The sequence below is a fragment of the Pseudoalteromonas sp. MMG010 genome (assembly GCF_018100905.1).
Classification (GTDB): Bacteria; Pseudomonadota; Gammaproteobacteria; order Enterobacterales; family Alteromonadaceae; genus Pseudoalteromonas.
Genome location: NZ_JAGJEG010000019.1, coordinates 20,040 through 44,526, shown reverse-complemented (window position 1 = coordinate 44,526; position 24,487 = coordinate 20,040). Strand labels below are relative to the sequence as shown.

The 24,487-nt window shown below is 39.0% G+C and carries 19 protein-coding genes; 6 read left to right on the top strand and 13 right to left on the bottom strand.

Translation table 11 applies throughout. The annotated features are described in order from the left end of the window. The first annotated feature begins 12 nt into the window (after positions 1-12). From fmt to trkA, 3 genes are read left to right on the top strand one after another with little or no spacing between them, the layout of a single operon-like run. The gene (gene fmt / locus J8L70_RS15270; RefSeq protein WP_211056440.1) at positions 13-966 is read left to right on the top strand and encodes a methionyl-tRNA formyltransferase; all 954 of its coding nucleotides are present in this window, start codon (positions 13-15) and stop codon (positions 964-966) included. Further along, positions 959-2,257, top strand: coding sequence for a 16S rRNA (cytosine(967)-C(5))-methyltransferase RsmB (rsmB, locus tag J8L70_RS15265; protein ID WP_211056439.1), 1,299 nt, complete (start codon positions 959-961; stop codon positions 2,255-2,257). The genes fmt and rsmB overlap by 8 nt, the downstream gene beginning before the upstream one ends. Positions 2,258-2,265: 8 nt before the next feature. Further along, on the top strand, positions 2,266-3,642 hold the full coding sequence (gene trkA / locus J8L70_RS15260) for a Trk system potassium transporter TrkA (RefSeq protein WP_211056438.1): 1,377 nt from the start codon (positions 2,266-2,268) through the stop codon (positions 3,640-3,642). A gap of 23 nt (positions 3,643-3,665) precedes the next feature. Here trkA and J8L70_RS15255 read toward each other — a convergent pair whose 3' ends face one another. The 5 genes from J8L70_RS15255 to J8L70_RS15235 form a co-directional block, all read right to left on the bottom strand. Then, entirely contained in the window at positions 3,666-4,325 is a 660-nt protein-coding gene (locus tag J8L70_RS15255) for a flagellar brake protein (protein WP_211056437.1), read from the bottom strand. 51 nt (positions 4,326-4,376) lie between these two features. Continuing rightward, positions 4,377-5,828 (bottom strand): TrkH family potassium uptake protein, encoded by a 1,452-nt coding sequence (locus tag J8L70_RS15250; RefSeq protein WP_211056436.1) that lies wholly within the window; start codon positions 5,826-5,828, stop codon positions 4,377-4,379. Positions 5,829-5,910: 82 nt separating this feature from the next. Continuing rightward, the gene (locus J8L70_RS15245) at positions 5,911-6,525 is read right to left on the bottom strand and encodes a YigZ family protein (protein WP_211056435.1); all 615 of its coding nucleotides are present in this window, start codon (positions 6,523-6,525) and stop codon (positions 5,911-5,913) included. Positions 6,526-6,642: 117 nt separating this feature from the next. Beyond that, positions 6,643-7,965 (bottom strand): Xaa-Pro dipeptidase, encoded by a 1,323-nt coding sequence (pepQ, locus tag J8L70_RS15240; protein ID WP_211056434.1) that lies wholly within the window; start codon positions 7,963-7,965, stop codon positions 6,643-6,645. 92 nt (positions 7,966-8,057) lie between these two features. After that, a complete protein-coding gene (locus tag J8L70_RS15235) occupies positions 8,058-9,944 on the bottom strand; it encodes a transglycosylase SLT domain-containing protein (RefSeq protein ID WP_211056433.1) in 1,887 nt (628 codons plus the stop codon). 247 nt (positions 9,945-10,191) lie between these two features. Between J8L70_RS15235 and fadB the strand changes: the two genes are divergently transcribed. From fadB to tusA, 3 genes are all read left to right on the top strand, one after another. After that, the gene (fadB, locus tag J8L70_RS15230; RefSeq protein WP_211056432.1) at positions 10,192-12,351 is read left to right on the top strand and encodes a fatty acid oxidation complex subunit alpha FadB; all 2,160 of its coding nucleotides are present in this window, start codon (positions 10,192-10,194) and stop codon (positions 12,349-12,351) included. Positions 12,352-12,355: 4 nt separating this feature from the next. Further along, entirely contained in the window at positions 12,356-13,525 is a 1,170-nt protein-coding gene (fadA, locus tag J8L70_RS15225) for an acetyl-CoA C-acyltransferase FadA (protein ID WP_211056431.1), read from the top strand. A 225-nt stretch (positions 13,526-13,750) separates the two neighbouring features. Next, entirely contained in the window at positions 13,751-13,990 is a 240-nt protein-coding gene (gene tusA, locus J8L70_RS15220) for a sulfurtransferase TusA (RefSeq protein WP_211056430.1), read from the top strand. A gap of 53 nt (positions 13,991-14,043) precedes the next feature. On the opposite strand, the gene J8L70_RS15215 is transcribed toward tusA, so the two are convergent. The 8 genes from J8L70_RS15215 to dnaA all read right to left on the bottom strand — a co-directional run bounded on the left by J8L70_RS15215 (position 14,044) and on the right by dnaA (position 24,435). Beyond that, positions 14,044-14,568, bottom strand: coding sequence for a transposase (locus J8L70_RS15215; protein ID WP_211056429.1), 525 nt, complete (start codon positions 14,566-14,568; stop codon positions 14,044-14,046). A gap of 190 nt (positions 14,569-14,758) precedes the next feature. Next, the gene (locus J8L70_RS15210; protein ID WP_211056428.1) at positions 14,759-15,196 is read right to left on the bottom strand and encodes a hypothetical protein; all 438 of its coding nucleotides are present in this window, start codon (positions 15,194-15,196) and stop codon (positions 14,759-14,761) included. A 68-nt stretch (positions 15,197-15,264) separates the two neighbouring features. Then, positions 15,265-17,334, bottom strand: a complete 2,070-nt coding sequence (gene glyS / locus J8L70_RS15205; protein WP_211056427.1) for a glycine--tRNA ligase subunit beta — start codon at positions 17,332-17,334, stop codon at positions 15,265-15,267. Position 17,335: 1 nt separating this feature from the next. Further along, positions 17,336-18,238 (bottom strand): glycine--tRNA ligase subunit alpha, encoded by a 903-nt coding sequence (gene glyQ, locus J8L70_RS15200; protein ID WP_211056426.1) that lies wholly within the window; start codon positions 18,236-18,238, stop codon positions 17,336-17,338. Between the two features lie 139 nt (positions 18,239-18,377). After that, positions 18,378-20,804, bottom strand: coding sequence for a DNA topoisomerase (ATP-hydrolyzing) subunit B (gyrB, locus tag J8L70_RS15195; protein WP_211056425.1), 2,427 nt, complete (start codon positions 20,802-20,804; stop codon positions 18,378-18,380). A 12-nt stretch (positions 20,805-20,816) separates the two neighbouring features. Further along, positions 20,817-21,911 (bottom strand): DNA replication/repair protein RecF, encoded by a 1,095-nt coding sequence (gene recF, locus J8L70_RS15190; RefSeq protein WP_211056424.1) that lies wholly within the window; start codon positions 21,909-21,911, stop codon positions 20,817-20,819. A 15-nt stretch (positions 21,912-21,926) separates the two neighbouring features. Beyond that, positions 21,927-23,030 (bottom strand): DNA polymerase III subunit beta, encoded by a 1,104-nt coding sequence (dnaN, locus tag J8L70_RS15185; RefSeq protein ID WP_211056423.1) that lies wholly within the window; start codon positions 23,028-23,030, stop codon positions 21,927-21,929. A gap of 13 nt (positions 23,031-23,043) precedes the next feature. Continuing rightward, complete coding sequence (gene dnaA, locus J8L70_RS15180; protein WP_211056422.1) at positions 23,044-24,435, bottom strand: chromosomal replication initiator protein DnaA; 1,392 nt, start codon at positions 24,433-24,435, stop codon at positions 23,044-23,046. Positions 24,436-24,487 lie beyond the last annotated feature (52 nt).

Below are 24,487 nucleotides of genomic sequence, written 5' to 3'. Positions count from 1 at the left end.
CTAGGAAACTCTGTGACACAACCATTACGTATAATATTTGCCGGCACGCCGGATTTTGCAGCACGTCATTTACAGGCTTTAATAAATAGCGAACACCAAGTTGTCGGTGTATATAGCCAACCAGATCGCCCAGCAGGTCGAGGTAAAAAGCTAAAAGCAAGCGAAGTTAAAGAGCTTGCATTAGCGCATGACCTACCTGTATTTCAGCCGCCTTCTCTAAAAAGTGATGATGCATTAACCGAACTCAATAGTTTAAATGCCGACATTATGATAGTGGTTGCTTATGGACTTATTTTACCTAAAGCTATTTTGTCAGCCCCCCGCTTAGGTTGTTTAAATGTTCACGGCTCTATTTTACCACGCTGGCGTGGCGCAGCTCCCATTCAACGTGCAATTTGGGCTGGAGATAGCCAAACTGGTGTAACAATTATGCAAATGGACGAAGGCCTTGATACTGGCGATATGTTACATATTAGCCGCTGTGATATTAGTGCCGATGAGACCAGTGCCAGCTTATACACAAAATTAGCAGAGCTTGGTCCAGATGCATTAATTACCACTATTAACAAGTTGGCCAAGAACGAACTCACACCAGAGCCACAAAATGATGAGCTTGCCAATTATGCTAAAAAGCTATCTAAAGAAGAAGCGAATATTGATTGGTCAATGAGCGCTCAGCAAATTGAACGAAATATTCGAGCATTTAACCCCTGGCCAGTTTGTTTTACCCAAATGGGGGAAAACACGGTAAAAATATATAAAGCGAATGTTGTAGAGTTAACCGGCACTGCTGGGCAAATATTATCAAGCGATAAGCACGGCGTTATTGTTGCGTGTGGCGAACAAGCCTTGTGTATTACTCAATTACAACCTCAGGGTAAAAAACCAATGGCAATTAACGACTTCTTGAATGGTCGCAGTGACTGGGTTACCCCTGGCACACAACTAGGTGAAATAAATGAGTAAAGTACCTAATGTAAGAGCGCTTGCCGCTGAAACTTTATACAACGTTGTTGATAAAGGTGCATCCCTTAATCAAGAGTTACCATTTGCCAGCCAAGGTTTACCTCCAAAAGATAAAGCATTATTACAGCAAATTTGTTATGGCGTACTGCGCTATTTACCAAGCTTAGAAAATTATTGTCAGCATTTAGTTGAGCAACCTTTAAAGGGTAAACGACGTATATTTCAATTTTTATTGTATGTGGGTATTTACCAACTACAACACATGCGCGTACCACCACATGCCGCAATTTCTGAAACAGTGAATGCATTAGGCCAAATGCGTGCGTTAGGTTTAAAAGGCTTAATTAATGCCATTTTACGTAGTTTTCAACGCCAACAAAGCGAGCTTGAAGAAAAAGCACAGCAAATTCCTGTGTGTTTATACAACCATCCAAACTGGTTTATAAAAAAGGTGACCGAAGCTTACCCTGATAGCTGGCAGCAGTTATTAGCAGAAAACCAACAGCAAGCCCCCATGTGGTTACGTGTAAACCAAGCACAATATAGTACACAAGAGTATAGCGATATGCTTAATGCCAACGATATCGAGCATAGCCTTAATCCACAATTTGTAGATGGTATTAAGCTGGCAAAGCCAAGGGATGTTTTTTCATTACCTGAATTTGATACAGGTGCATGCTCTGTGCAAGATGCTGCGGCCCAATTAGCAGCACGGTTTTTAGACCCTAAAGACGGTGACACCATACTTGATGCGTGTGCAGCGCCGGGTGGTAAAACATGTCATATTTTAGAATTAGCCGATGCTGATGTGCTCGCGCTTGATAGTGATGCAACGCGTCTTGAACGTGTAAGCCAAAATTTAACCCGTATAGGGCTTGGTGCTGATTTACAATGTGCTGATGCTTCGCAACCACATACATGGTGGGATGAAACTCAGTTTGATCGTATATTATTAGATGTACCTTGTTCTGCAACAGGGGTTATCCGTCGCCATCCAGATATAAAATGGCTACGACGTGCATCAGACATAAACGACTTAGCCACACTTCAAGGTGATATTCTTGATAGTATTTGGCCATTGTTAAAGCCTGGCGGAACATTAATTTATGCAACGTGTTCGGTATTACCTCAAGAAAACCAACAGCAAGTTGTTAAATTCTTAGAAAGTAATGACGATGTAGAGCATATCCCATTACACGAAAACGACACTATCAAAACCCCTGGATTACAATTATTACCAGGTGAAAGCGATGGTTTTTATTATGCAAAGCTTGTAAAAAAACAACCATAAGATAAGCCATGAAAATAATCATACTCGGTGCCGGTCAAGTCGGTGGCACACTCGCAGAAAACCTTGTTGGCGAACAAAACGAAATTACGGTTGTCGATATCGACGGTAATCGGTTACGTGAGCTACAAGATAAGTACGACTTACAAGGTGTTGCCGGACACAGTGCTCATCCCGATGTATTACGTCGAGCAGGTGCTGAAGATGCCGATATGATTATTGCTGTTACCAGCTCTGATGAAGTGAATATGATTGCTTGCCAAGTGGCGTACAGTATTTTTAATACACCGACTAAAATAGCGCGAATTCGCTCAGAGCAATACTTAAAATACCGCGAAAAGTTATTCCAAAATGATGATTTGCCTGTTGATCACTATATTGCGCCAGAAGCTTTAGTTACTAAGTATATACGCCGTTTAATTGACTACCCTGGTGCTTTACAAGTATTGCAATTTGGCGATGGTATGTTGTCATTGGTTGCTGTTAAGGCCTATTACGGCGGCTTATTAGTGGGTTATGCTCTCTCAACCCTCAAAGAACATATTCCTAATGTTGAAACTCGTGTTGCTGCGATTTATCGCCAAGGTAAAGCAATTAAACCATTAGGCACAACCGTTATCGAAGCCGATGATGAAGTTTTTTTCTTAGCAGCAACTAAGCATATTCGTGCTGTAATGAATGAGTTACAAAAGCTAGAGCGCTCATACAAAAAAATTATGATTGCTGGTGGCGGTAATATTGGTGCAGGCCTTGCGCGTTCACTAGAAAAAAATCACAGCGTAAAACTATTAGAACGCAGTAAAGGGCGTGCTGAACAATTATCTGAAATGCTAGATAACACAGTGGTGTTTTGTGGTGATGCTTCGGATCAAGAATTACTTTCTGAAGAACACATAGAGCAAGTCGATGTATTTATTGCTGTTACTAACGATGATGAAGCCAATATCATGTCTGCCATGCTTGCAAAACGCATGGGGGCACAAAAAACCATGGTGCTTATACAACGTGGAGCCTACGTTGACTTAGTCCAAGGTGGAGACATAGATATTGCTATATCTCCGCAACAAGCCACCATTTCGGCTTTGCTTACGCATGTACGCCGTGGCGATATTGTTAATGTATACTCTTTACGTAAAGGGGCTGCAGAGGCCATTGAAGCCGTAGCGCATGGCGATGAGAGTACATCAAAGGTTGTTGGCCGTGCAATTGCAGATATTAAACTGCCAGCAGGCACAACGATTGGCGCTATTGTACGTAACGACGATGTACTTATTGCACATGATGACACTGTTATTATGTCTGGTGATCACGTGATTATGTTTTTAATAGATAAAAAACATATCAATGTTGTAGAAAAACTATTCCAAGTAAGCGCTATATTTTTATAAGTAGAGTGTGCTTTTAGCATCGACTATTTTAATACTGAAACATCTATAAAGTGATCTTTCATAAATGCTTGCATTTGCGTTTCACTAGCCAATAATTTAATACCGCAATATATGCCGTGCTTATGTTTTTTAGCACTGCATATTTCACCTACAAAGGTGTGTGTACCTTTACTGGTTTTTTCTAAAATAATACTGCATGCCATATCTTTTAAATCAGTAGATTTAATATTACTTTTTGTATCAAACATAATCCCTGTCAGGGAGATATCTTTAATAATACCTTCGATTATACGATCATCAGCCAATTTTAAGTTTGCAGGAAAAAGTGTCGGGATTCGTGTTTGAGAACGCAGAGAAAAAATTTCGACTTTATTTGGCATACCAACAAAAATGAGTTTAGTTGGGTGCGATGTAACAGCGAGTATTTGCTGTCTAAAGGCAATAACTTGTCCACCCTGACCTTCTACTAACCCCCTAACAACAACCATTACACCATCGTGAATATAATCACTGGCACCAGGCATTTTTTTAGCATTGGGGTAATTAAGAATAATAAACTTATCTTGTAAAAACCCAACAAATTCAGTTTTCACTCGTTTACTATTAGTCGGTGTCATTATCTCTAAGTCAATCACACTACCACAGGCTAGTTGACCTAGCTTATCGATATTACTTTGAGGCATTAATTTTCCATTTATACACAACAATAAGGCGTCGTTAATTCTTTTATATACTTATCCGCGCCAAAAAGTAGGTGTGAATAAAACTAATAATGTAAAAATCTCTAATCGACCAAAAACCATCGCAATAGTTAAAAACCACTTTGCAACATCACTAATAGCACCATAATGGGCGGCAACATCCCCAAGCCCTGGCCCTAAATTATTTAAGCAAGCCGCGGTTGCAGAAAATGCTGTAATGTTATCTAGCCCAGTCCCCATCAGTGCAAGCATAATAATAATAAACACCAAAGCATAAGCCGAAAAGAATCCCCATACCGCTTCAACGACTTTATCGGGAAGTGCTTTACGCCCTAGCTTTATAGAGTAAATAGCACGAGGATGCACTAACCGGTTTAATTCTCTAATACCCTGTAAATAGAGTAAAAATACACGTACGACTTTCATACCGCCGCCAGTCGAACCCGCACAACCACCAATAAAGCTCGAAAATATTAATAAAATAGGCAAAAACAGTGGCCACGCTGAAAAGTTATCGGTTGCAAAGCCTGCGGTCGTGCTCATAGATACTGCTTGGAATAAAGCTTGATCAAGCGTTTCATCGCCATTAGCGTAAATTTCATTTGACGAAAGTACAGCAAAGCAAATAACCACCAGCGCTAACTGAATCAACAAAAACACTTTAAATTCGGGGTCTCGAATATAAACCTGAATATTACGACTTGCTACAGCAGCATAATGTAACGAAAAGTTGATCGCGGCTATCACTAAGAAAAATACACAAATAAAGTTTATAACAGGGCTATCAAAATGCCCCATAGATGCATCGTAAGTAGAAAAACCACCAATAGCTACAGTAGAAAAAGCATGACAAATTGCATCAAACCAGTTCATTCCTGCGCCCCAGTAAGCCAACATACAAGCTAAAGTTAGCGATACATAAATATACCAAAGGTGTTTTGCGGTATCGGCAATACGCGGCGTCATTTTAGAGTCTTTTACCGGACCTGGAATCTCGGCTCGATAAAGCTGCATCCCACCGACACCTAACATAGGTAAAATAGCAACCGCTAAAACAATGATCCCCATACCACCAAACCATTGCAATTGTTGACGATAAAATAAAACCGACTTAGGTAAATATTCTATCCCTGTTAATACCGTCGCGCCGGTGGTTGTTAAGCCCGAAAAGGCTTCAAATACCGCATCTGCTAACGATAGATTTGGTTCTTGTAAAAATATTAAAGGGAGTGATGCAAACGCGCCCAGTACAAGCCAAAATAAAACAACGATTAAAAACCCTTCACGCGCTTTTAAATCTCCATTTTCATGTCGGTTTGGATAATAAGCGGCTAAGCCAATCATAACACTAAATATAAAAGCCAATACAAATGGGGTACCACCACCATCTTTATAAATTAAAGACACCACCGCAGGTGGTACCATGGTAATACTAAACAGCGCCACAAGTTGGCCCAGAATTTTTATGATGGTACGAAATTGCATTCAGCTCATCGCTTTTATTATTAGTTACAGTAAATTGTATACCTATCTACATTTAAAATGATAATAAGTAATTATAAGGTTGTTATTCTTTTATACTTAACTCAACTGCGCCATGCGTTAAGTCAAAAATAGCCTGAATTGCTTTTGCCGCTTGTCGACTATCAATAGTTATTAACCATTGTATATTAGCAGTAAATTGTTTTTCTATGTGTAATACCTGATATTGCGATTTAAACAATTGCTCTATTTGGCCTTGCATACTGTATTCGCTATACCCTATTAACTCAACACTTGGGACTTTCACTAACGTTTCAAGTTGTGCCATCGCATTATTTAACGACCCACCATAAGCACGCACCAACCCGCCAGTACCTAGCTTAATACCACCAAAGTAACGAGTAACAACAGCTGTAATTTCGCCAAGACCCGACCCCATCAATACATTAAGCATCGGTTTTCCAGCGGTCCCATTTGGCTCGCCGTCATCAGAAAAACCATACACATGGCTTCCACCAGGATTCCCCGCTACATGTGCCCAACAATTGTGTCGCGCATCGCTGTATTTATTTTCTATTTCTTTTATAAACGCTTTAGCGCTGTCTAAGTCGGGTGTATGAGCTATGTGTACAATAAAAGTGCTTTTTTTTATTTCTTCTTGATAAAACACATTACTGGCAGGGTACTTATATTCTGACATCACATTTCTTAATTAAAAATGGGGCCCAAGGCCCCTATTACTCTTATCGTACTTAAGTTAACAATTACTTTATTAATAGATTAAAGGTGTTCAATAAAGTAGCTAATTAACAACATACTAATCTAAAGCAAGATCACGCGTCATATTTTCTAAATATTCTTCGTGCACAATAATATTATCTTCGATACGAATACCACCAAACGCTTTTAATGATTCAACTTTATCCCAGTTAATAAATTGCTTATTTTCTGTTTGTGCTAAATCAGCGAGTAAAGAATCAATAAAATATAGTCCTGGTTCGATAGTAAACACTTGGTTAGGCTCAATTAAGCGTGTGCAGCGTAAAAATGGGTGCCCTGTTGGTGCAGCCTGATGAGTACCGCGATCATCACTCATAAATCCACCCATATCATGCACTTGCAAGCCTAAATGATGCCCTAACCCATGAGGAAAAAATGTAGAGGTAATTTGGCGTTCTACAATTTCGGCACTGGGTAATTTAACAATACCAAAGTCACTGAGTACCTGTGCAACTCGATTATGGCAATCTACATGTAAATCACCGTATAACATACCTGGCTTTAAGCCTTTACCTAACTCTATTTGATGCTGCGTCATTACTTTAATTAGTTCAGCAAATTCACTTTGCTTAGTAAAGTCGTAAGTACGTGTAATATCAGCTGCATAGCCATTAAAGTTAGCACCCGCATCAATTAAAAATGAATGATGCTGTAATGGCGCTTTAGGTTCAAAGTGTGTGTAATGCAAAATGGCACAATTTTCGTTTAACGCCACAATATTACCATATGGCATTTCGTTTTCACTTTGACGAGTTGCCATTAAGTACGCTTGCTGAATATCAAATTCACTTGCACCATTAAAAAATGCATCACGTGCTGCTTTATGACCATCAACGGCTATGCGGTTTGCATTACGTAAACATTCAAGCTCATATTGTGTTTTATAAGCTCTATTATAGTGTAAGTAATTAAGTACAGGCTCAGGGTTTATTTTACTAAACCCAAGGGCTTGAGCAACTTCTAAGTACTCTCCCATATACGCATAATTAGCCTTATCGTAAGGTAATAGCTTTTCTACTTTATCGGGTTGTAAAAGTAATTCAATATCAAAATACTCAGCCCAAAAATCACGAGGTTCGTTGGGCACTTTATGCCAAAAATCAACCGGACGATAAAATATGAGTTTAGGCTTATCACTCCCATTAACAACCACCCAACAATGTGGGTTATCAATCACAGGTAACCAAGCCTTAAAATGAGGGTTAACTTTAAATGGGTAATACATATCATCTAAAAATTGACGCTTAGCTTGACCTGAGTGGATAACTAATCCTTCTAGTCCTTCTCGCTCACAAATAGTGCGAGTACGCTGCTGCAGTGTTGCAATATGTTCGGCGTATAAAACAGCTAATTTATCCATTGTAGACCCTATTTATTAAAATTAATTTAGTTGCGAGTTTAGCATAGTCCTGATCTATCCCCAAAAGCTTCAATAAAGGAGATATATAACCTTTAGCCACCCATTTCCATTTCTAATAAAGGCGCTAAAATATTACCCTCACGCCCTAATTTAGTATGATAAACCTGTCTGTAAGCAAATACATTTTTTACATAGTCACGAGTTTCTCTATAAGGTATTAACTCTACCCACAACTCTGCGGGTATTGCATCCTCTGGTAGCCAACGCTTAACGCGATGATACCCTGCATTATATGACGCAGTTGCCAGTACTTCGTTACCGTGGTTTTTCTTTCTTAAATACTGTAAATAACTGGTACCTAAACGAATGTTGGTTTTAGGCTGGTATAAACGGCTACTGGCCACAGTGCTTTTATTAACATAATTAGCGGTGCTAGGTAGTAGCTGCATGAGTCCACGTGCATTAGCATGAGAGTGAGCATCAGGGGCAAACGAACTTTCTCGTCTAGCAATTGCAATACTCCATGCTAAGTCAATTTTATTACGTTTAGAGTAACGGGTAAAAGTATCTTGAAACGCTAAAGGAAAACGTAAATCAACATAATCCCATGCTTTTATTTTAGCGAGCGTAAATATTGTGCTATCAAACCAATCTAATTTAGCAGCAAGTAATGAGGCTGCCAATTTCTCTTCTTCGCTTGATGTATTTGTTAAGTAATTCCATTCTCGTCGTGCAGAACTATAACGCTCAAGTTCATATAAAGCCTTAGCACGTTTAAAACCCGGAGCATGACTGACTTTATTTATTAAATCTTGTTCAACGTTAATGTCTTGATTATTTAACTCTACCGGATTGCCTAATCTGGCCGCCGCTAAAAACCCATAGTAATCACGATTAGCAGATACTTTTTGCCAAATAGACTCTGCCTTTTGCTGTTCTCCTCGTTTAGCATAGCTATAAGCGAGCCAATATTGCTGTCCTAAAGTTAAATTCTCTTTACCCGTGAAAAAAGCGGCAATACCTTCCCAATCTTGTTTTTTAAGCATATTCGCTAATTGCCATTGCACCAGTTTTTTATCTTGCTTATCTTTAGGTACTTTATTAAGCCAGAAACTGGCTTGAGAATGACCGCTAGAAGCAAGAGACAGCGCAAAAGTGTAATAAACATCCGCTTTTTCAGATTCATTGTAATTAAACATTTTTTCGAGCTTATTCCAGGCTCTTAACGCTAAACTCTTATCTCGCCAAATTAAACGCTTAATACCATATAAAGCGATTTGCGCTTCTTTTTCACTTTTTTGCTTATAACGATATAAACCAGCTGAAGCACTTGGATCGCGGCGTACTTTTAAATATAAATCAGCTAAGTACTGCTCTTTCTTAGGAAGTAATGTTTTTAAGTAAGGTAATAAGCTTTGCTTACCACCTTGTGCAGCAAGCGTTATACGTTGCCAAACCAACTCATCACTTAAGTAACCTTGCTTTCGCCAGCTAGAAAATAAACTATCGCATTCTTTAGGCTGTGATTTTCCTACCACCCATAACTTAGTAACTTGATTGTAAATTGCTTGCTTGGGGGCCTCCATATCTAGTTGAAATGATAAATGAGTACACGTTAAAGCAGCATTAGTTGTACTTCTAAAATTTTTTATATAATCCGCTTTACGATTTTTCTTTTTTAAATAATTTAACCATGCTTTACGTACAGGCCACTCTAATGGAGTGTGCTCATACACTGCTAAATAGTTTTCAATTTCAGCCTGATATTTTAAATTAGGGTTATGCTGCCAATAGGTTTTTTCAACATAGGGCTTTAATGGATGTTCAAGGTTTTTTAAAGCGTTTTTAAAATCGTTATAGTCGCCATACCTTGCTTTTTTTTCGGCAGCTACAAAATCATCGTTACTCGCGCTCGATTGAACAGTAAAACAGGGAAGAAGAAAGGCGGCTGCCATCGCGCTCAATAAATATTTTTTCATGATGTCCTTTTAGGCGTAGTTAATTAAATAAACAACGGGTTACTTTTAACCCCTATACACTCACATAAAAATAAAACAATTAGGCTTAAAAATTCATACCCACCTTAGCACCAAACAAACTATATTTTAACCAGCAGTTTATAACTGAATAAATTTTTTCGTTGCATTTTTTATTTAAAGCAAGCACACTGATTGAAATTACAACTCATCGTACCAGTCTTAGTTCGTCAACTAGGGAGAATTAATAATGTTATACAAAAGCGATTCCTTCGAAGTCAGCTTCATCAAGGACAACATTGCTGAGTTTAAGTTTTGTGTTCCAGGCTCTGTAAACACACTTTCTCAGCAAACTCTTACTCATTGCGCAACAGCATTAAAAGAGCTCGCTGCCAATAGCGCAATTAAAGGCATGATTTTTACCAGTGATAAAGACCACTTCATTATTGGTGCCGATATCTTCGAATTTTTACCTACATTTACTAAACCTGAGTCAGAATTAGTAAGCTGGATCAAAAATGCAACGGATGTTTTTGATGCCATCGAAGATTTACCTTTCCCAACACTAAGCGCTATAAATGGCATGGCACTTGGCGGTGGTTGTGAGTGGGTACTTGCTACCGATTATCGTATAGCAAGTGAAAAAGCAAAAATTGGTTTGCCTGAAGTTAAACTTGGCATTATGCCTGGTTTTGGTGGCACAGTACGCTTACCACGCATTATTGGCGCCGATAACGCCATGCTATGGATTACCTCAGGTAAAGAAAACCGCGCAGCCGATGCCTTAAAAGTACAAGCTGTTGACGCGGTAGTAAGTGCCGACAAACTTTTAGAGTCAAGTATATCAACGCTTGAACTTGCCATTGCAGGTAAACTAGATTGGCAAGCAAAACGTAGTGTTAAACTGCAGCCACTAAAACTAAACCCTGTTGAGCAAGGTATGAGTTTTGCAATGGCTGAAGGCATGGTAATGGGTAAAACCAAAGGCCATTACCCAGCACCTGTTATGGCTGTACGTACAATTAAAGCAGCTGCAAACTGTACTCGTGATGAAGCAATGGCAATCGAAAATGCTAATTTTGCTAAACTTGCGCGCACTAACGAAGCGGCTGCTCAAACGGGTATTTTCTTAAACGATCAGTTTATTAAAGGCAAAGCACGAAAACTTGCCAAACATAGCGATATAGAAATTAAACAAGCTGCTGTGTTAGGCGCTGGTATTATGGGCGGCGGTATTGCATACCAGTCAGCTTATAAAGGCACACCAATCATAATGAAAGACATCCAACAGGATGCGCTAGATTTAGGTATGGGCGAAGCGTCTAAACTACTTGGTGCAAAAGTTAAACGCGGCCATATGCCAATGGAAAAAATGCTGGCAACGCTTAGCAAAATTAAACCAACGCTTAACGATGCTGACCTACAAAATGCCAACATTATTGTTGAAGCCGTAGTAGAAAACCCTAAAGTTAAGCAAGCGGTATTAGCTGACCTTGAAAAGAACATGCCTGAGGGCACTGTACTTACGTCAAATACATCGACTATCTGTATCGACTTACTTGCACAAGCACTAGAAAAGCCAGAAAACTTCTGTGGTATGCACTTCTTTAACCCCGTGCCAAAAATGCCATTAGTAGAAATTATCCGTGGCGAAAAAACATCAGAACAAACAATTAACGCTGTGGTTGATTACGCTCTTAAATTAGGTAAATCACCTATTGTTGTAAACGACTGCCCTGGCTTTTTTGTTAACCGTGTTTTATTCCCTTACTTTGCAGGCTTTAGCAAATTAGTTGTTGAAGGCGCTAACTTTGCAAAAGTAGATAAAGTAATGGAAAACGTATTTGGCTGGCCAATGGGTCCGGCTTACCTACTTGATGTTGTGGGTATTGATACAGCTTATCACTGTACGGGTGTAATGGCTGACGGTTTCCCTGAGCGCATGGCACGCGCAGAAAAAGATCCGGTGACTGTATTTGCTAACGAAAAACGTTTTGGTCAAAAGAACAAAGCAGGTTTCTACAAATACGAGACCGATCGTCGTGGTCGTCTTAAAAAATCAACCGATGCGACAGCCATTGAGCTATTAGCGCCAATCACTGACGCACCAAAAGAATTTGATAAACAAGAAATTATTGACCGTTGTATGATCCCCATGATCAACGAAGTGCTTCTTTGTTTACAAGAAGGCATTGTCGCTTCTCCACAAGAAGCTGATATGGCCCTTGTATACGGCGTTGGTTTCCCTCCATTTAGAGGGGGTGCGTTCCGTTACTTAGATCAAACAGGTTTAGCTAACTTTGTTGCAGCCGCAGACAAATATGCTCACCTAGGTGCGATTTACCAAGTATCAGAGCAAACTCGCAAGTGGGCCGAAGAAGGTCGTGTTTTCTATAAGGTGGAAGGTTAATATCATGAATAATCCAGTAATTGTAGATTGTATTCGCACACCAATGGGTCGCTCTAAAGGCGGCGTATTTAAGCATAAGCGTGCGGAAGATTTAAGCGCTCATTTAATGAAAGGCTTATTAGAGCGTAACCCAAGTGTTGACCCCGCTTCTATCGACGATATTTATTGGGGCTGTGTACAGCAAACATTAGAACAAGGTTTTAATGTGGCTCGTAACGCATCACTACTTGCCGGTATCCCACATTCGGTACCCGCAACCACAGTTAACCGTTTATGTGGCTCATCAATGCAAGCATTGCATGACGCTGCACGCGCCATTATGACTGGCGCAGGCGATACTTACCTCATTGGTGGTGTTGAACACATGGGCCACGTACCGATGACGCACGGTAACGATTTTCACCCAGGCTTAGCCACATCAATAGCTCAAGCATCAGGCTCTATGGGCTTAACAGCAGAATACCTTGCGACTATTCACGGTATTAGCCGTCAACAGCAAGACGAATTTGCTTATCGCTCACATCAACGTGCACATGCTGCGACAGTTGAAGGACGTTTCCGCCGCGAAATTTTAGCAATGGAAGGCCATGCAGCAGATGGTTCTTTAATTTTAGTTGAAGATGATGAAGTTATTCGTCCAGAAACAACTGTTGAAGGATTATCTCAGCTACGCCCTGTATTTAACCCTGCTTCAGGCTCGGTGACAGCCGGTACTTCTTCAGCACTTTCTGACGGTGCATCAGCCATGTTAGTAATGAGCGAAGAAAAAGCAAAAGCGCTTGGCCTACCTATTCGTGCACGTGTTAAATCAATGGCGGTTGCAGGTTGCGATCCATCAATCATGGGATACGGCCCAGTACCGGCAAGTAAAAAAGCACTTGCCCAAGCTGGTATCACAATTGATGACATCGATGTAGCTGAGCTTAACGAAGCGTTTGCAGCGCAATCACTTCCTGTCCTAAAAGATTTAGGGTTAGCTGATGTGGTTGACGAAAAAGTGAATTTAAATGGCGGCGCAATCGCACTGGGTCACCCATTGGGTTGTTCGGGTTCGCGTATTAGCACCTCACTTATTCACTTAATGGAAGACAAAAATGCAAAATACGGGTTAGCAACAATGTGTATTGGTTTAGGCCAAGGCATTGCGACTGTATTTGAACGTGTTCAAGACTAATACTCTAAATACGTAAACCACTTTGGTGAGCAAAAAGGTGTACTAACGAAAGTTAATACACCTTTTTTTATACCGCTAATGTAAAAATTAATAATGTGATCGGGTGTAAAAATTATTAAAATATAATTTTTAAGTTTAGAGTACGGTAAAACAGTTAACCAAGAAGTTTAAATACGTTAAACTCCCACCCTTATGCCGTTCGGACTAATTTATAGGTAACCAAAAATGAGCTTTGATAATCCCGATCACCAATTAGATGCCATAGGCCTGCGTTGCCCTGAACCGGTTATGATGGTACGTGCTGCTATACGTAAAATGAATAACGGTGAAACACTTTTAATAACGGCCGATGACCCATCAACCACTCGCGACATTCCGAGCTTTTGTACGTTTATGGATCACACGCTGGTGGCTACAGACACCGATGAAGCGCCGTATAGATATGTGGTAAAGAAAGGGCTTTAAACCTGTGTAGGTTGGGTTGAGTTTTACGAAACCCAACAAACCAGACAGCGTGTTTATTCATCATAATTAGTCATCATCGTAACTTTATCTCCCCAGTCTTTCGTTAACCTTCCATCACGCACATATTTATGAAAACTTGAGAACGGCCAATCACTCACTTTACTTACATGTTTATGTTTCACAGGGTTATAGTGAATGTAATTTATATGATTATTTAAATCTTGCTCATTGCGTATTTTATGCTCCCAATAACGCCGCTGCCAAATTCCACGTTCACCCTTGGCTATTCGACTAATATTACAGGATTCAATTGGTGGTAACCCTCGAGAAAATCCAGATTTTATTAACCGCCAACGTGTTGCATAATTATTATCGTGTTTAGGTAACTGCCAAATAGCATGAAGATGATCGGGCATGATAACTATCGCAATGGTCTTAGTTGGATGCCTTTTTACCACTTTTAAATATACACGACGCAATAACTCTATATGCTCAACAAGCAATGATTGAGTTCTATTTTCTAAATTTACTGTAAAAAAGTAGCATGCACCCGCTTCTAATATACGCCTATAGCGCATGAAAATTTAGCCTAAACGATTAAAATAGAATAAAAGTATAGATGGGATTTAAAATGCGTGTTGGGTTTCGCTTCACTCAACCCAACCTACTAAAATGACTTTTTTTATTTGCTATTAAGCTCACAACCTCCTTGTCATAAGCCTATAAATTCTCTCGCTCTGTTAAAACTGATAGCTTTAAAACTTACAGTTATTTCTTTGTTATTGTCACTTGTGGTTTGTCATAATCACTGTAATCAATACTGACAATAAAGTACCCTTTCATTGCAGGCTTAAAGCTAAAATTATTATAAATTACATAGCAATCGGTTGGCATTGGCTTACCTAGTATTAACTCGCCTGTAGTTTGTGTATTACGATAACCACAGTTGTAACCTTCACTAAAATCAGCATCGGCTATTTTAAATTCGTACACTTTTCCTGGAGTCGAAAACCTAACTTCTGCCTGATAAATAGCAGGTGCCACTTGTATAAATTTATATTGTGGTTCGGCATCCATTAAATTAAAGTCACCACGTAAATACATATCACGATCTAATTGCTTTTCTGGCAGAATATTTTCAATTGAGACTTGGCTTGAACACGCGCTCAGTAAACCAATTAATGCTAGCGTTAAAATACGTTTCATATGTACTCCTTTTTAATGTAAAAACTAAAAAGCCAGCATTAAGCTGGCTTTTAAATCGTTAAGTCTGATTATTTTTGTAAAACAGAAATATCTGCAATACCTAAAAACAATCCGCTTAACTGGCTTAATAGTGCAAGACGATTTTGCTTAACAGCTTCATCGTCGGCCATAACCATCACGTTGTCAAAAAAGTTATCAACACTTTGACGAATACCCGCTAATTGACTTAATGCTTCTTGGTAGTTACCGTCTGCATAAAGTGGAGCAAGCTCAGTGGCAAACTTTGCAACTTGTGATGCTAATACTTTTTCTGCGTCATCGCTTAATAGGCTCTCATCAACATTACCTTCGCTGGTAATGTTATTTTTAGCCAGTATATTACCTACACGTTTATTCGCTGCGGCAAGCGCTTCTGCTGCCTCTAAAGTACGAAAATGACTTACGGCTTTAACACGACGATCAAAATCAACCGGTTTAGTTGGACGACGTACAAGCACAGCTTGAATTACGTCTACTTCAATCCCTTCATCTTGATACCATGTGCGGAAACGTCCAAGCATAAAATCAAATACATCGGTCGATACATTGAGATTAGTTAACTTATCGCCAAACAATGTTTGTGCTTTAGCTACTAGGTCTAAGATATCAAGCGGCAGTTCTTTTTCTACCATAATGCGTAGTGCGCCAATAGCAGCACGACGAAGTGCAAATGGGTCTTTATCACCTTTTGGTGCTTGGCCTATACCAAAAATACCTACCAGCGTATCAAACTTATCTGCAATTGCGACGGCACAGCTGATTAAGTTTGTTGGTAAATTGTCACCAGCAAAACGTGGCATGTATTGTTCGTTTTGCGCTAAGGCGACATCTTCTGCTTCACCATCGTGGCGAGCATAGTGCATTCCCATTACACCTTGTACGTCGGTAAATTCCATGACCATTTCTGTCATTAAGTCTGTTTTACTTAATAAGCCAGCACGTTTTGCAAGGTCTTTATCTGCGCCAAGCTGCTCTGCTATATAACCAGCTAATTCGCTAATACGTACAGACTTATCTTTAAGTGTACCTAATTGCTTTTGGAATAAAACGGTATCAAGCGAATCGAGTCTGCTCTCTAATGATTTCTTTTTATCTGTTTCATAGAAAAACTGTGCATCGGCTAAACGTGGACGCACTACTTTTTCGTTACCAGAAATAACGACACTCGGGTCTTTACTTTCAATGTTAGATACAAATAAGAATTTGTTTAAAAGCTTGCCATCTTGATCAAGTAACGGGAAATATTTTTGATCGTCCTTCATGGTGTAAATAAGGGCTTCGGCTGGTACATCTAAAAATGCTTCTTCAAATGTTGCCGTTAACGTTACTGGCCACTCAACTAATGATGTTACTTCTTCGAGTAAATCTTCATCCATTGCAACAACAGCGTTAACTGCACTAGCAGCCTCTTCTATTTGTGCACGAATTTGCGCTTTGCGTTGTTCGTAATCAGCAATAACGTAAGCTGATTTAAGCACATCAAAAATATCATCAGCATGGTTGATGCTAATTTTTTCTGGGTGATGAAAACGATGACCTTGCAACTGATTAGTTATTTGCTTACCTAGTATTTCACCTTCCAGTAGCGCATCACCAAATAAAATAGTTACGGTGTGAACAGGACGAATAAATTGTGTTTTATTAGCCCCCCAACGCATTGGTTTTGGAATAGGTAACTTCGCTAATGATTTAGCAATCGCGTCACTCATAAGTGCTTTGGTTTCTTGCCCTGCTACTTTAGCAATGTGCAATAACCAAGCACCTTTATCTGTTTCAAGTGTGTCAGCTTCACTCACATCAATACCACAACCACGTGCCCAACCCATTGCGGCTTTAGTTGGGTTACCTTCACTATCAAATGCAGCTTTGGTAGCGGGTCCACGTTTTTCTACTTCTTTATCTTGTTGTTTAGCTGCAAGTGCTTTTACTTGTAAACCTAAACGACGAGGCGATGCATACCAACTTACACCTTCGTGCGCTAGTTCGAGTGTAGCTAGCTCTTGAGTTAAATTTGCAGCAAAAGATTCTGCTAATTTACGCAGTGCTTTTGGTGGCAACTCTTCTGTGCCAATTTCTACTAATAAATTTTGTGCTGACATTTTACTTATCCTTACACAGCGGGAAACCAAGCGCTTCACGTGCATCGTAATAGCTTTGTGCGCATGCTTTAGATAGCGCTCGAACGCGTAAAATATAACGCTGACGCTCTGTAACCGAAATTGCGTGACGTGCATCTAATAAGTTAAAGGCGTGCGATGCTTTCATTACTTGCTCGTATGCAGGTAGTGGTAAGTTAGCTTCAATTAACTTTTGGCTCTCTGCTTCACATTTATCAAACTGTGCAAATAAATCATCTACGTTTGCATGTTCAAAATTGTAAGTAGACTGCTCTACTTCATTTTGATGGAAAACATCTCCATACGTTACTCGCCCTAACGGACCATCTGCCCATACTAGGTCGTAAATGCTATCTACGCCTTGAATGTACATTGCTAAACGTTCTAGGCCATAGGTAATTTCGCCTGTAACAGGAGAACACTCTAAGCCACCAACTTGTTGAAAGTAGGTAAACTGTGTTACTTCCATACCATTTAACCAAATTTCCCAACCTAAGCCCCAAGCGCCAAGTGTGGGTGATTCCCAGTTATCTTCAACAAAGCGTACTTCATGAGTAAGTGTATCTATCCCCATCGCTTCTAAAGATCCCAAGTAAAGCTCTTGAATGTTCTCTGGAGATGGTTTTAACACAACTTGAAATTGGTAGTAATGTTGTAGGCGGTTTGGGTTTTCACCGTATCGACCATCGGTAGGACGACGACATGGTTGTACATACGCGCTCGACATTGGCTCTGGACCAATTGATTTTAAAAATGTTTGCGGATGAAATGTCCCTGCACCCACTTCCATATCGAGTGGTTGAATAATGACACAGCCTTGCTGTGCCCAATAATCCTGTAAAGCCAGGATCAAACCTTGAAAGGTTTTAATGTCATATTTTTGCATATTTGGCTTTTTACTATCTAAGAAGTAGCGTGAAAATTACCCTAAGTATACCTTGTGCACACTCAGGTTTTAAGCAGTTTGTGCGGTTGATAAAATAAAAAAGGAGCCAACAGGCTCCTTTTTTTATTTTTAGATACGTTTACACATCTAAATTAACTACGCGTAGTGCGTTTGTTTCTATAAAGTCACGACGAGGCTCTACTTGGTCACCCATTAGAGTGGCAAATAACTGATCGGCCGCGACGGCATCTTCAATCGTTACTTGCAACATACGACGAGCATCTGGGTCCATTGTTGTTTCCCAAAGTTGGCTTGGGTTCATTTCACCCAGTCCTTTATAACGTTGTATATACAAGCCACGTTTTGATTCTGCGATTAACCATTCTAAAGCATCCACAAAGTTATCAACAGGACGTGTTTTCTCGCCACGTTGAATATAAGCACCTTCTTTTAGGATATTTGCAATGTTTTTTCCAGTTACAGCAATACGTTGGTAGTCACGTGATGCTATAAAGTCATAATGTAAAACATGTGCTTTATCTACACCGTGTTGACGAATATTAACAACCGGGAAGAATAAGTTTCGCTCTGCATCATGCTGTGTTGCAGCACTAAATATAGTTGCATCTTCATCACGTGCTACTAGGTCATCAACCAGCTCTTTAGTCCAAGCAATTACTTTTGCTTCGTTGCTAAGGTCTTCTTTAGTTAGCTCACTTTGATAAATTAAACGTTCCATAACCGTGCTTGGGTATTTACGTTTTAATCGCTCAATAACCTTAACTGTATTTTGATAATCATGCACAACAGCTTCTAGCTCTTCACCTTGTAGTGCTGTTGCATCCGCACTGGTATATAAAGCTGCATTGGTTAGTGCTAATGAAGTTAAGTAATCAACAAGGCCTGGATCATCTTTAATATAACGTTCTTGCTTACCTTTCTTCACTTTGTAAAGTGGTGGTTGAGCAATATAAATATAACCACGCTCTACTATTTCAGGCATTTGACGATAGAAAAATGTAAGTAGTAAGGTACGAATATGAGAACCATCCACATCGGCATCGGTCATAATGATGATACGATGATAACGTAACTTCTCTGGGTTATACTCATCTCGGCCAATACCACAACCTAAAGCAGTAATCAGCGTTGCGACTTCTTGCGACGAAAGCATTTTATCAAAACGCGCTTTTTCTACGTTTAATATTTTACCTTTAAGTGGAAGAATCGCTTGGTTTTTACGGTTACGACCCTGCTTGGCTGAACCGCCAGCTGAGTCACCCTCCACTATGTATAGTTCAGATTGTGCAGGATCTTTTTCTTGGCAATCGGCAAGCTTACCAGGTAAGCCGGCTAAGTCCATAGCCCCTTTACGACGCGTCATTTCTCTTGCTTTACGCGCCGCTTCACGGGCACGTGCTGCATCAATAATTTTACCAACAACGGTTTTAGCATCCATCGGATTTTCTAATAAGAAATCGGTAAATTTTTCTGCCATTGCTTGCTCTACAGCAGATTTAACTTCGCTTGATACAAGCTTGTCTTTAGTCTGTGAAGAGAACTTAGGATCAGGAACTTTAACACTTACAACTGCTGTTAGACCTTCACGAGCATCATCACCGGTTGCATTACTTGTTGTTTTAGCTTTTTTATTAAAGCCTTCTTTTTCCATGTAGTTATTCAGTGTACGTGTTAGCGCAGATCTAAATCCGGCTAAGTGAGTACCACCGTCACGTTGTGGAATATTATTAGTAAAACAATAAATGTTTTCTTGGAAGCCATCATTCCATTGCATAGATACTTCTACGCTAATTCCATCTTCTTCACGCTCATGGGTAAAGTGGAATACACCTTTATGTACTGGTGTTTTATTTCGGTTTAAGTATTCAACAAACGCCTGTATACCACCTTCGTATTTAAAGTGGTCACTTTTATTCTCTTCACGTTCGTCACTTAGAATAATACTGACACCCGAGTTCAAAAACGATAGCTCGCGTAAACGCTTAGCTAATATCTCGTAATGGAAATCTAAGTTAGTAAAGGTTTCAGCGCTTGGCCAAAAACGAAGTTCTGTACCCGTTGTTGTTGAATCACCAATAACTGCTAATGGCGCATCTGGAACACCCATAGAGTAAGTTTGTTGATGTAGTTTGCCTTCTCGACGAATAGTTAATTGTAGTTTTTCTGATAAAGCATTTACTACTGATACACCTACACCGTGTAAACCACCAGATACTTTATAAGAGTTATCATCAAATTTACCACCAGCGTGTAGTACCGTCATGATAACTTCGGCAGCAGAAACACCTTCTTCTTCATGGATCGACGTTGGAATACCACGACCATTATCTCTAACAGATACAGAACCATCTAAATGGATAGTTACATATATATCATCACAATGGCCTGCTAAAGCTTCATCTATAGAGTTATCAACAACCTCAAACACCATGTGGTGTAATCCGGTGCCATCATCGGTGTCCCCTATATACATTCCAGGACGTTTTCTTACGGCGTCTAATCCTTTAAGTACTTTAATACTCGACGAATCATAATTCTCAGACATGGTTATTCCCACTTATCTTGTTATTAGGTTGCCATGTTTCACGTGGAACATTTTTAGTTCTCGTTTCATGGGTTCCACCACAGCAGAAATACTTTCAGATAAAATAGAAGATATAAAAATTTGAGAACGACAATGTGACAATAACTGTCCCACTTTCTCTTTTGTATCTTCACCTAATTCTGAAGGTAAATCATCTATTAGCAATATAGATTGCTTATCGGTCTCAAGCTCAATTAAACTATTTTGCGTTACTTTTAAAGCATACAGTAACAATTTTAATTGCCCGCGTGAAAATATGTTTTCTACGCTATTGCCATCAACACTAAAATTAAAATCGGCCTTATGAGGACCTTTACTGGTAAAACCTTGGCGAGAATCTCGCTCAAAGTTTTTTTCTAATGCATCAGCTAAAGATTCATCATCTTTCCAGCCAGCATTAAACTGTATATTAATATCGCGTATTAGGCTTAATTCTGCACACATTTTATCAAAAAAATGAGATTGAAACCTAGCTATATACGCCAATCTTAATTTATTTATTTGTTCTGCCAGTCTAACAAATTCTTTGTCCCAAAACTTAATTTGATCAAAATAATTCTTAGGTTTAGATTTTAATAAGGCATTGCGTTGTTTTAATACTTTATTAAACGATTGCCATAAATAAAAAAACTCATGTTCCACGTGGAACAAACCTAAATCTAAAAACTTTCTGCGCTCTTTTGGCCCACCAAAAAATAAAGAATAACTTTCAGGGGTAATGACCTGTACAGGCATTAATTGTGCTAAGTCAGATACTTTTCTGCTCGCTTTACCCTGTATTTTTAATTGTGTGTCGCCAGATTGTGATTTACTAATACCAATAGGAATAGATAAATCATGTAATGTTTTTCTTCCATGAATAATAAATTGAGATTGCTGATGAGATATTATACTTTTGTGCTTCGGTGTTCTAAAAGATTTACCATGTGAAAGGTAATATATGGCCTCTAACAGACTTGTTTTACCACTGCCATTAGCTCCATAAATAATATTAACACCATCAACAGGTTCTAGCGTCAATGCCTCAATATTTCTAAAATACTTGAGGCTCAAATGACTTAAGCTCATTATGCGTTTATATTCTTATAAACGCATAGGCATAACAACATACATTGCTTCATCATCACCAGCACCTTCTATTAATGCACTACTGTTAGAGTCTGCTAATGTAAATTGCACATCTTCAGTTTTTAAAGTGTTTAATACATCAAGTACATAAGACACATTAAAACCTATTTCTAAGTCATCGCCTTCGTACATCACTTCTACAATTTCTTCGGCTTCTTCTTGCTCTGGATTATTAGCAGTAATTTTTAATAAACCATTAGAAAGATTTAAACGAACACCACGAAATTTCTCATTCGACAAAATAGACACGCGTTGAAAAGCACTGCGTATCCACTCTCTATTTGCTGTAATTATCTTATCACCGCCTCGAGGTAATACACGACGATAATCAGGAAAACGGCCATCAACTAATTTACTGGTAAAAGTAAATTCAATATCGATAATACGAATGTGATTGGCACCAAATTGAATTGTTACAAGCTCTTCATCTGCAACCATTAAACGCATAATTTCTTGAACGCCTTTACGCGGAATAATCAGTTGTCGTTGCGTATTTAAAGATTGAGCTAATTCTTTTTGTGCTATGGCTAATCGGTGCCCGTCTGTGGCCACCGTTTTTATATCATTATTATCAACTTCGAATGACATACCATTAAGATAATAACGTACATCTTGATTAGCCATTGAAAAATGAGTGCTTTCAAGTAATTTTCTCAACTCGAGGCGTGTTAGCTGAAATTCAACTTCGCCATCCCATTGCTCTAAATTAGGGAAATCTTCAGCAGCCAATGTTGTCAATGAAAATCGGCTTTTACCACTGGTAAGCAATAACTGATGCTCTTTTAAACTTAAAGTAAGTTCTGATGCATCGGGTAAACTTTTACAAATATCCAGTAATTTTTTAGCCGGTAAAGTGAGCTTGGTATCAGCGACATCTTCACCTACAAATACGCCAGCAACGAGTTCAATTTCAAGGTCTGTGCCTGTCATTGAAAGTTGTCCATTTTCGATTACTAATAATACATTAGATAATATCGGTAAGGTATGTTTGCGCTCTATAGCACCAGAGACTTGTACCAAAGGTTTTAAAAATTGGTCTCTTGAAATTGTTATTTGCATAATAAAGTCAGCCCTAAGATGACAATGTTCTTATTAAATTTTGATAATCTTCTTTTACTTCGTGGCTTTCATCACGAAGCGATTTAACTTTTCTACAGGCATGCAGTACCGTTGTATGATCGCGTCCACCAAAGGCATCCCCAATCTCCGGTAAACTGTGATTAGTTAATTCTTTAGACAACGCCATAGCAACTTGTCTTGGTCTTGCTACAGAGCGACTACGACGCTTAGATAATAAATCTGACACCCGTATTCTATAGTATTCGGCAACAGTACGTTGAATGTTATCTATGGTAACTAATTTATCTTGTAATGCTAATAAGTCACGCAAAGCTTCTTTAACAAAGTCGATAGAAATAGGACGGCCAGTGAAATTAGCATTGGCAATAACACGATTTAATGCCCCTTCTAACTCACGAACATTAGAACGTAATTTTTTAGCAATAAAAAAAGCAACTTCGTGTGGTAAGTTAATTTTACTCTGCTGTGCTTTTTTCATTAAAATAGCAACGCGAGTTTCAAGTTCTGGTGGCTCAATTGCAATAGTTAAGCCCCAACCGAAACGAGATTTTAAACGATCTTCTACGCCTTCAATTTCTTTAGGGTATCGATCTGAAGTTAAAATAATTTGCTGGTTACCTTCAAGAAGCGCATTAAAAGTATGAAAAAACTCTTCTTGTGATCGCTCTTTATTTGCAAAAAATTGGATATCATCAATCATTAAGGCATCAACACTACGGTAATAACGCTTAAACTCTTCAATTGCATTATTTTGCAGTGCCTTAACCATATCTTGTACAAAGCGTTCAGAATGCATATATACAATTTTTGCATCGGGTTTATTTGCAATTATACCATTGCCAACCGCATGTAATAAGTGCGTTTTACCTAATCCAGTCCCCCCGTATATAAATACAGGGTTAAATGCAGAACCAGGATTATCTGCCACTTGTGTCGCTGCAGCTTTTGCTAACTGATTAGATTTACCTTCAACAAAGCTATCAAAAGTATAATTTTCTTTAATATTTGGTTTGTAATTAGATTTAGGTGCAGGTTCAACAACCTCTTTTACTTTTTGAGGTTGCTGTTTAACTGTTTGTGGTGCGTTAGTTGACGCCGCTTGAGTTTCATTAACAGGGGCTGATTGAGTATTACCTAGCGGCTTACTGCCCACATCAAAACGTAACTCTGGTGCTTCATCACCACAAATTTCTACTAATAATTCGTTAATTCTATTTAGGTACTTTTCTCTAACCCAATCTAGCACAAATCTATTTGGTGCATAAATGGTCAAGGTATCTTCGGTACTTTCTGCTTGAAGTGGTCTTACCCACATACTGAACTGCTGCGAAGGCAGTTCATCTTGCAATACATATAAACAACTTTGCCAAACCGACAGATACACAGTAAAACTCCCAAAGATATAATTTTTATTCACACATATTTTTATATGATTG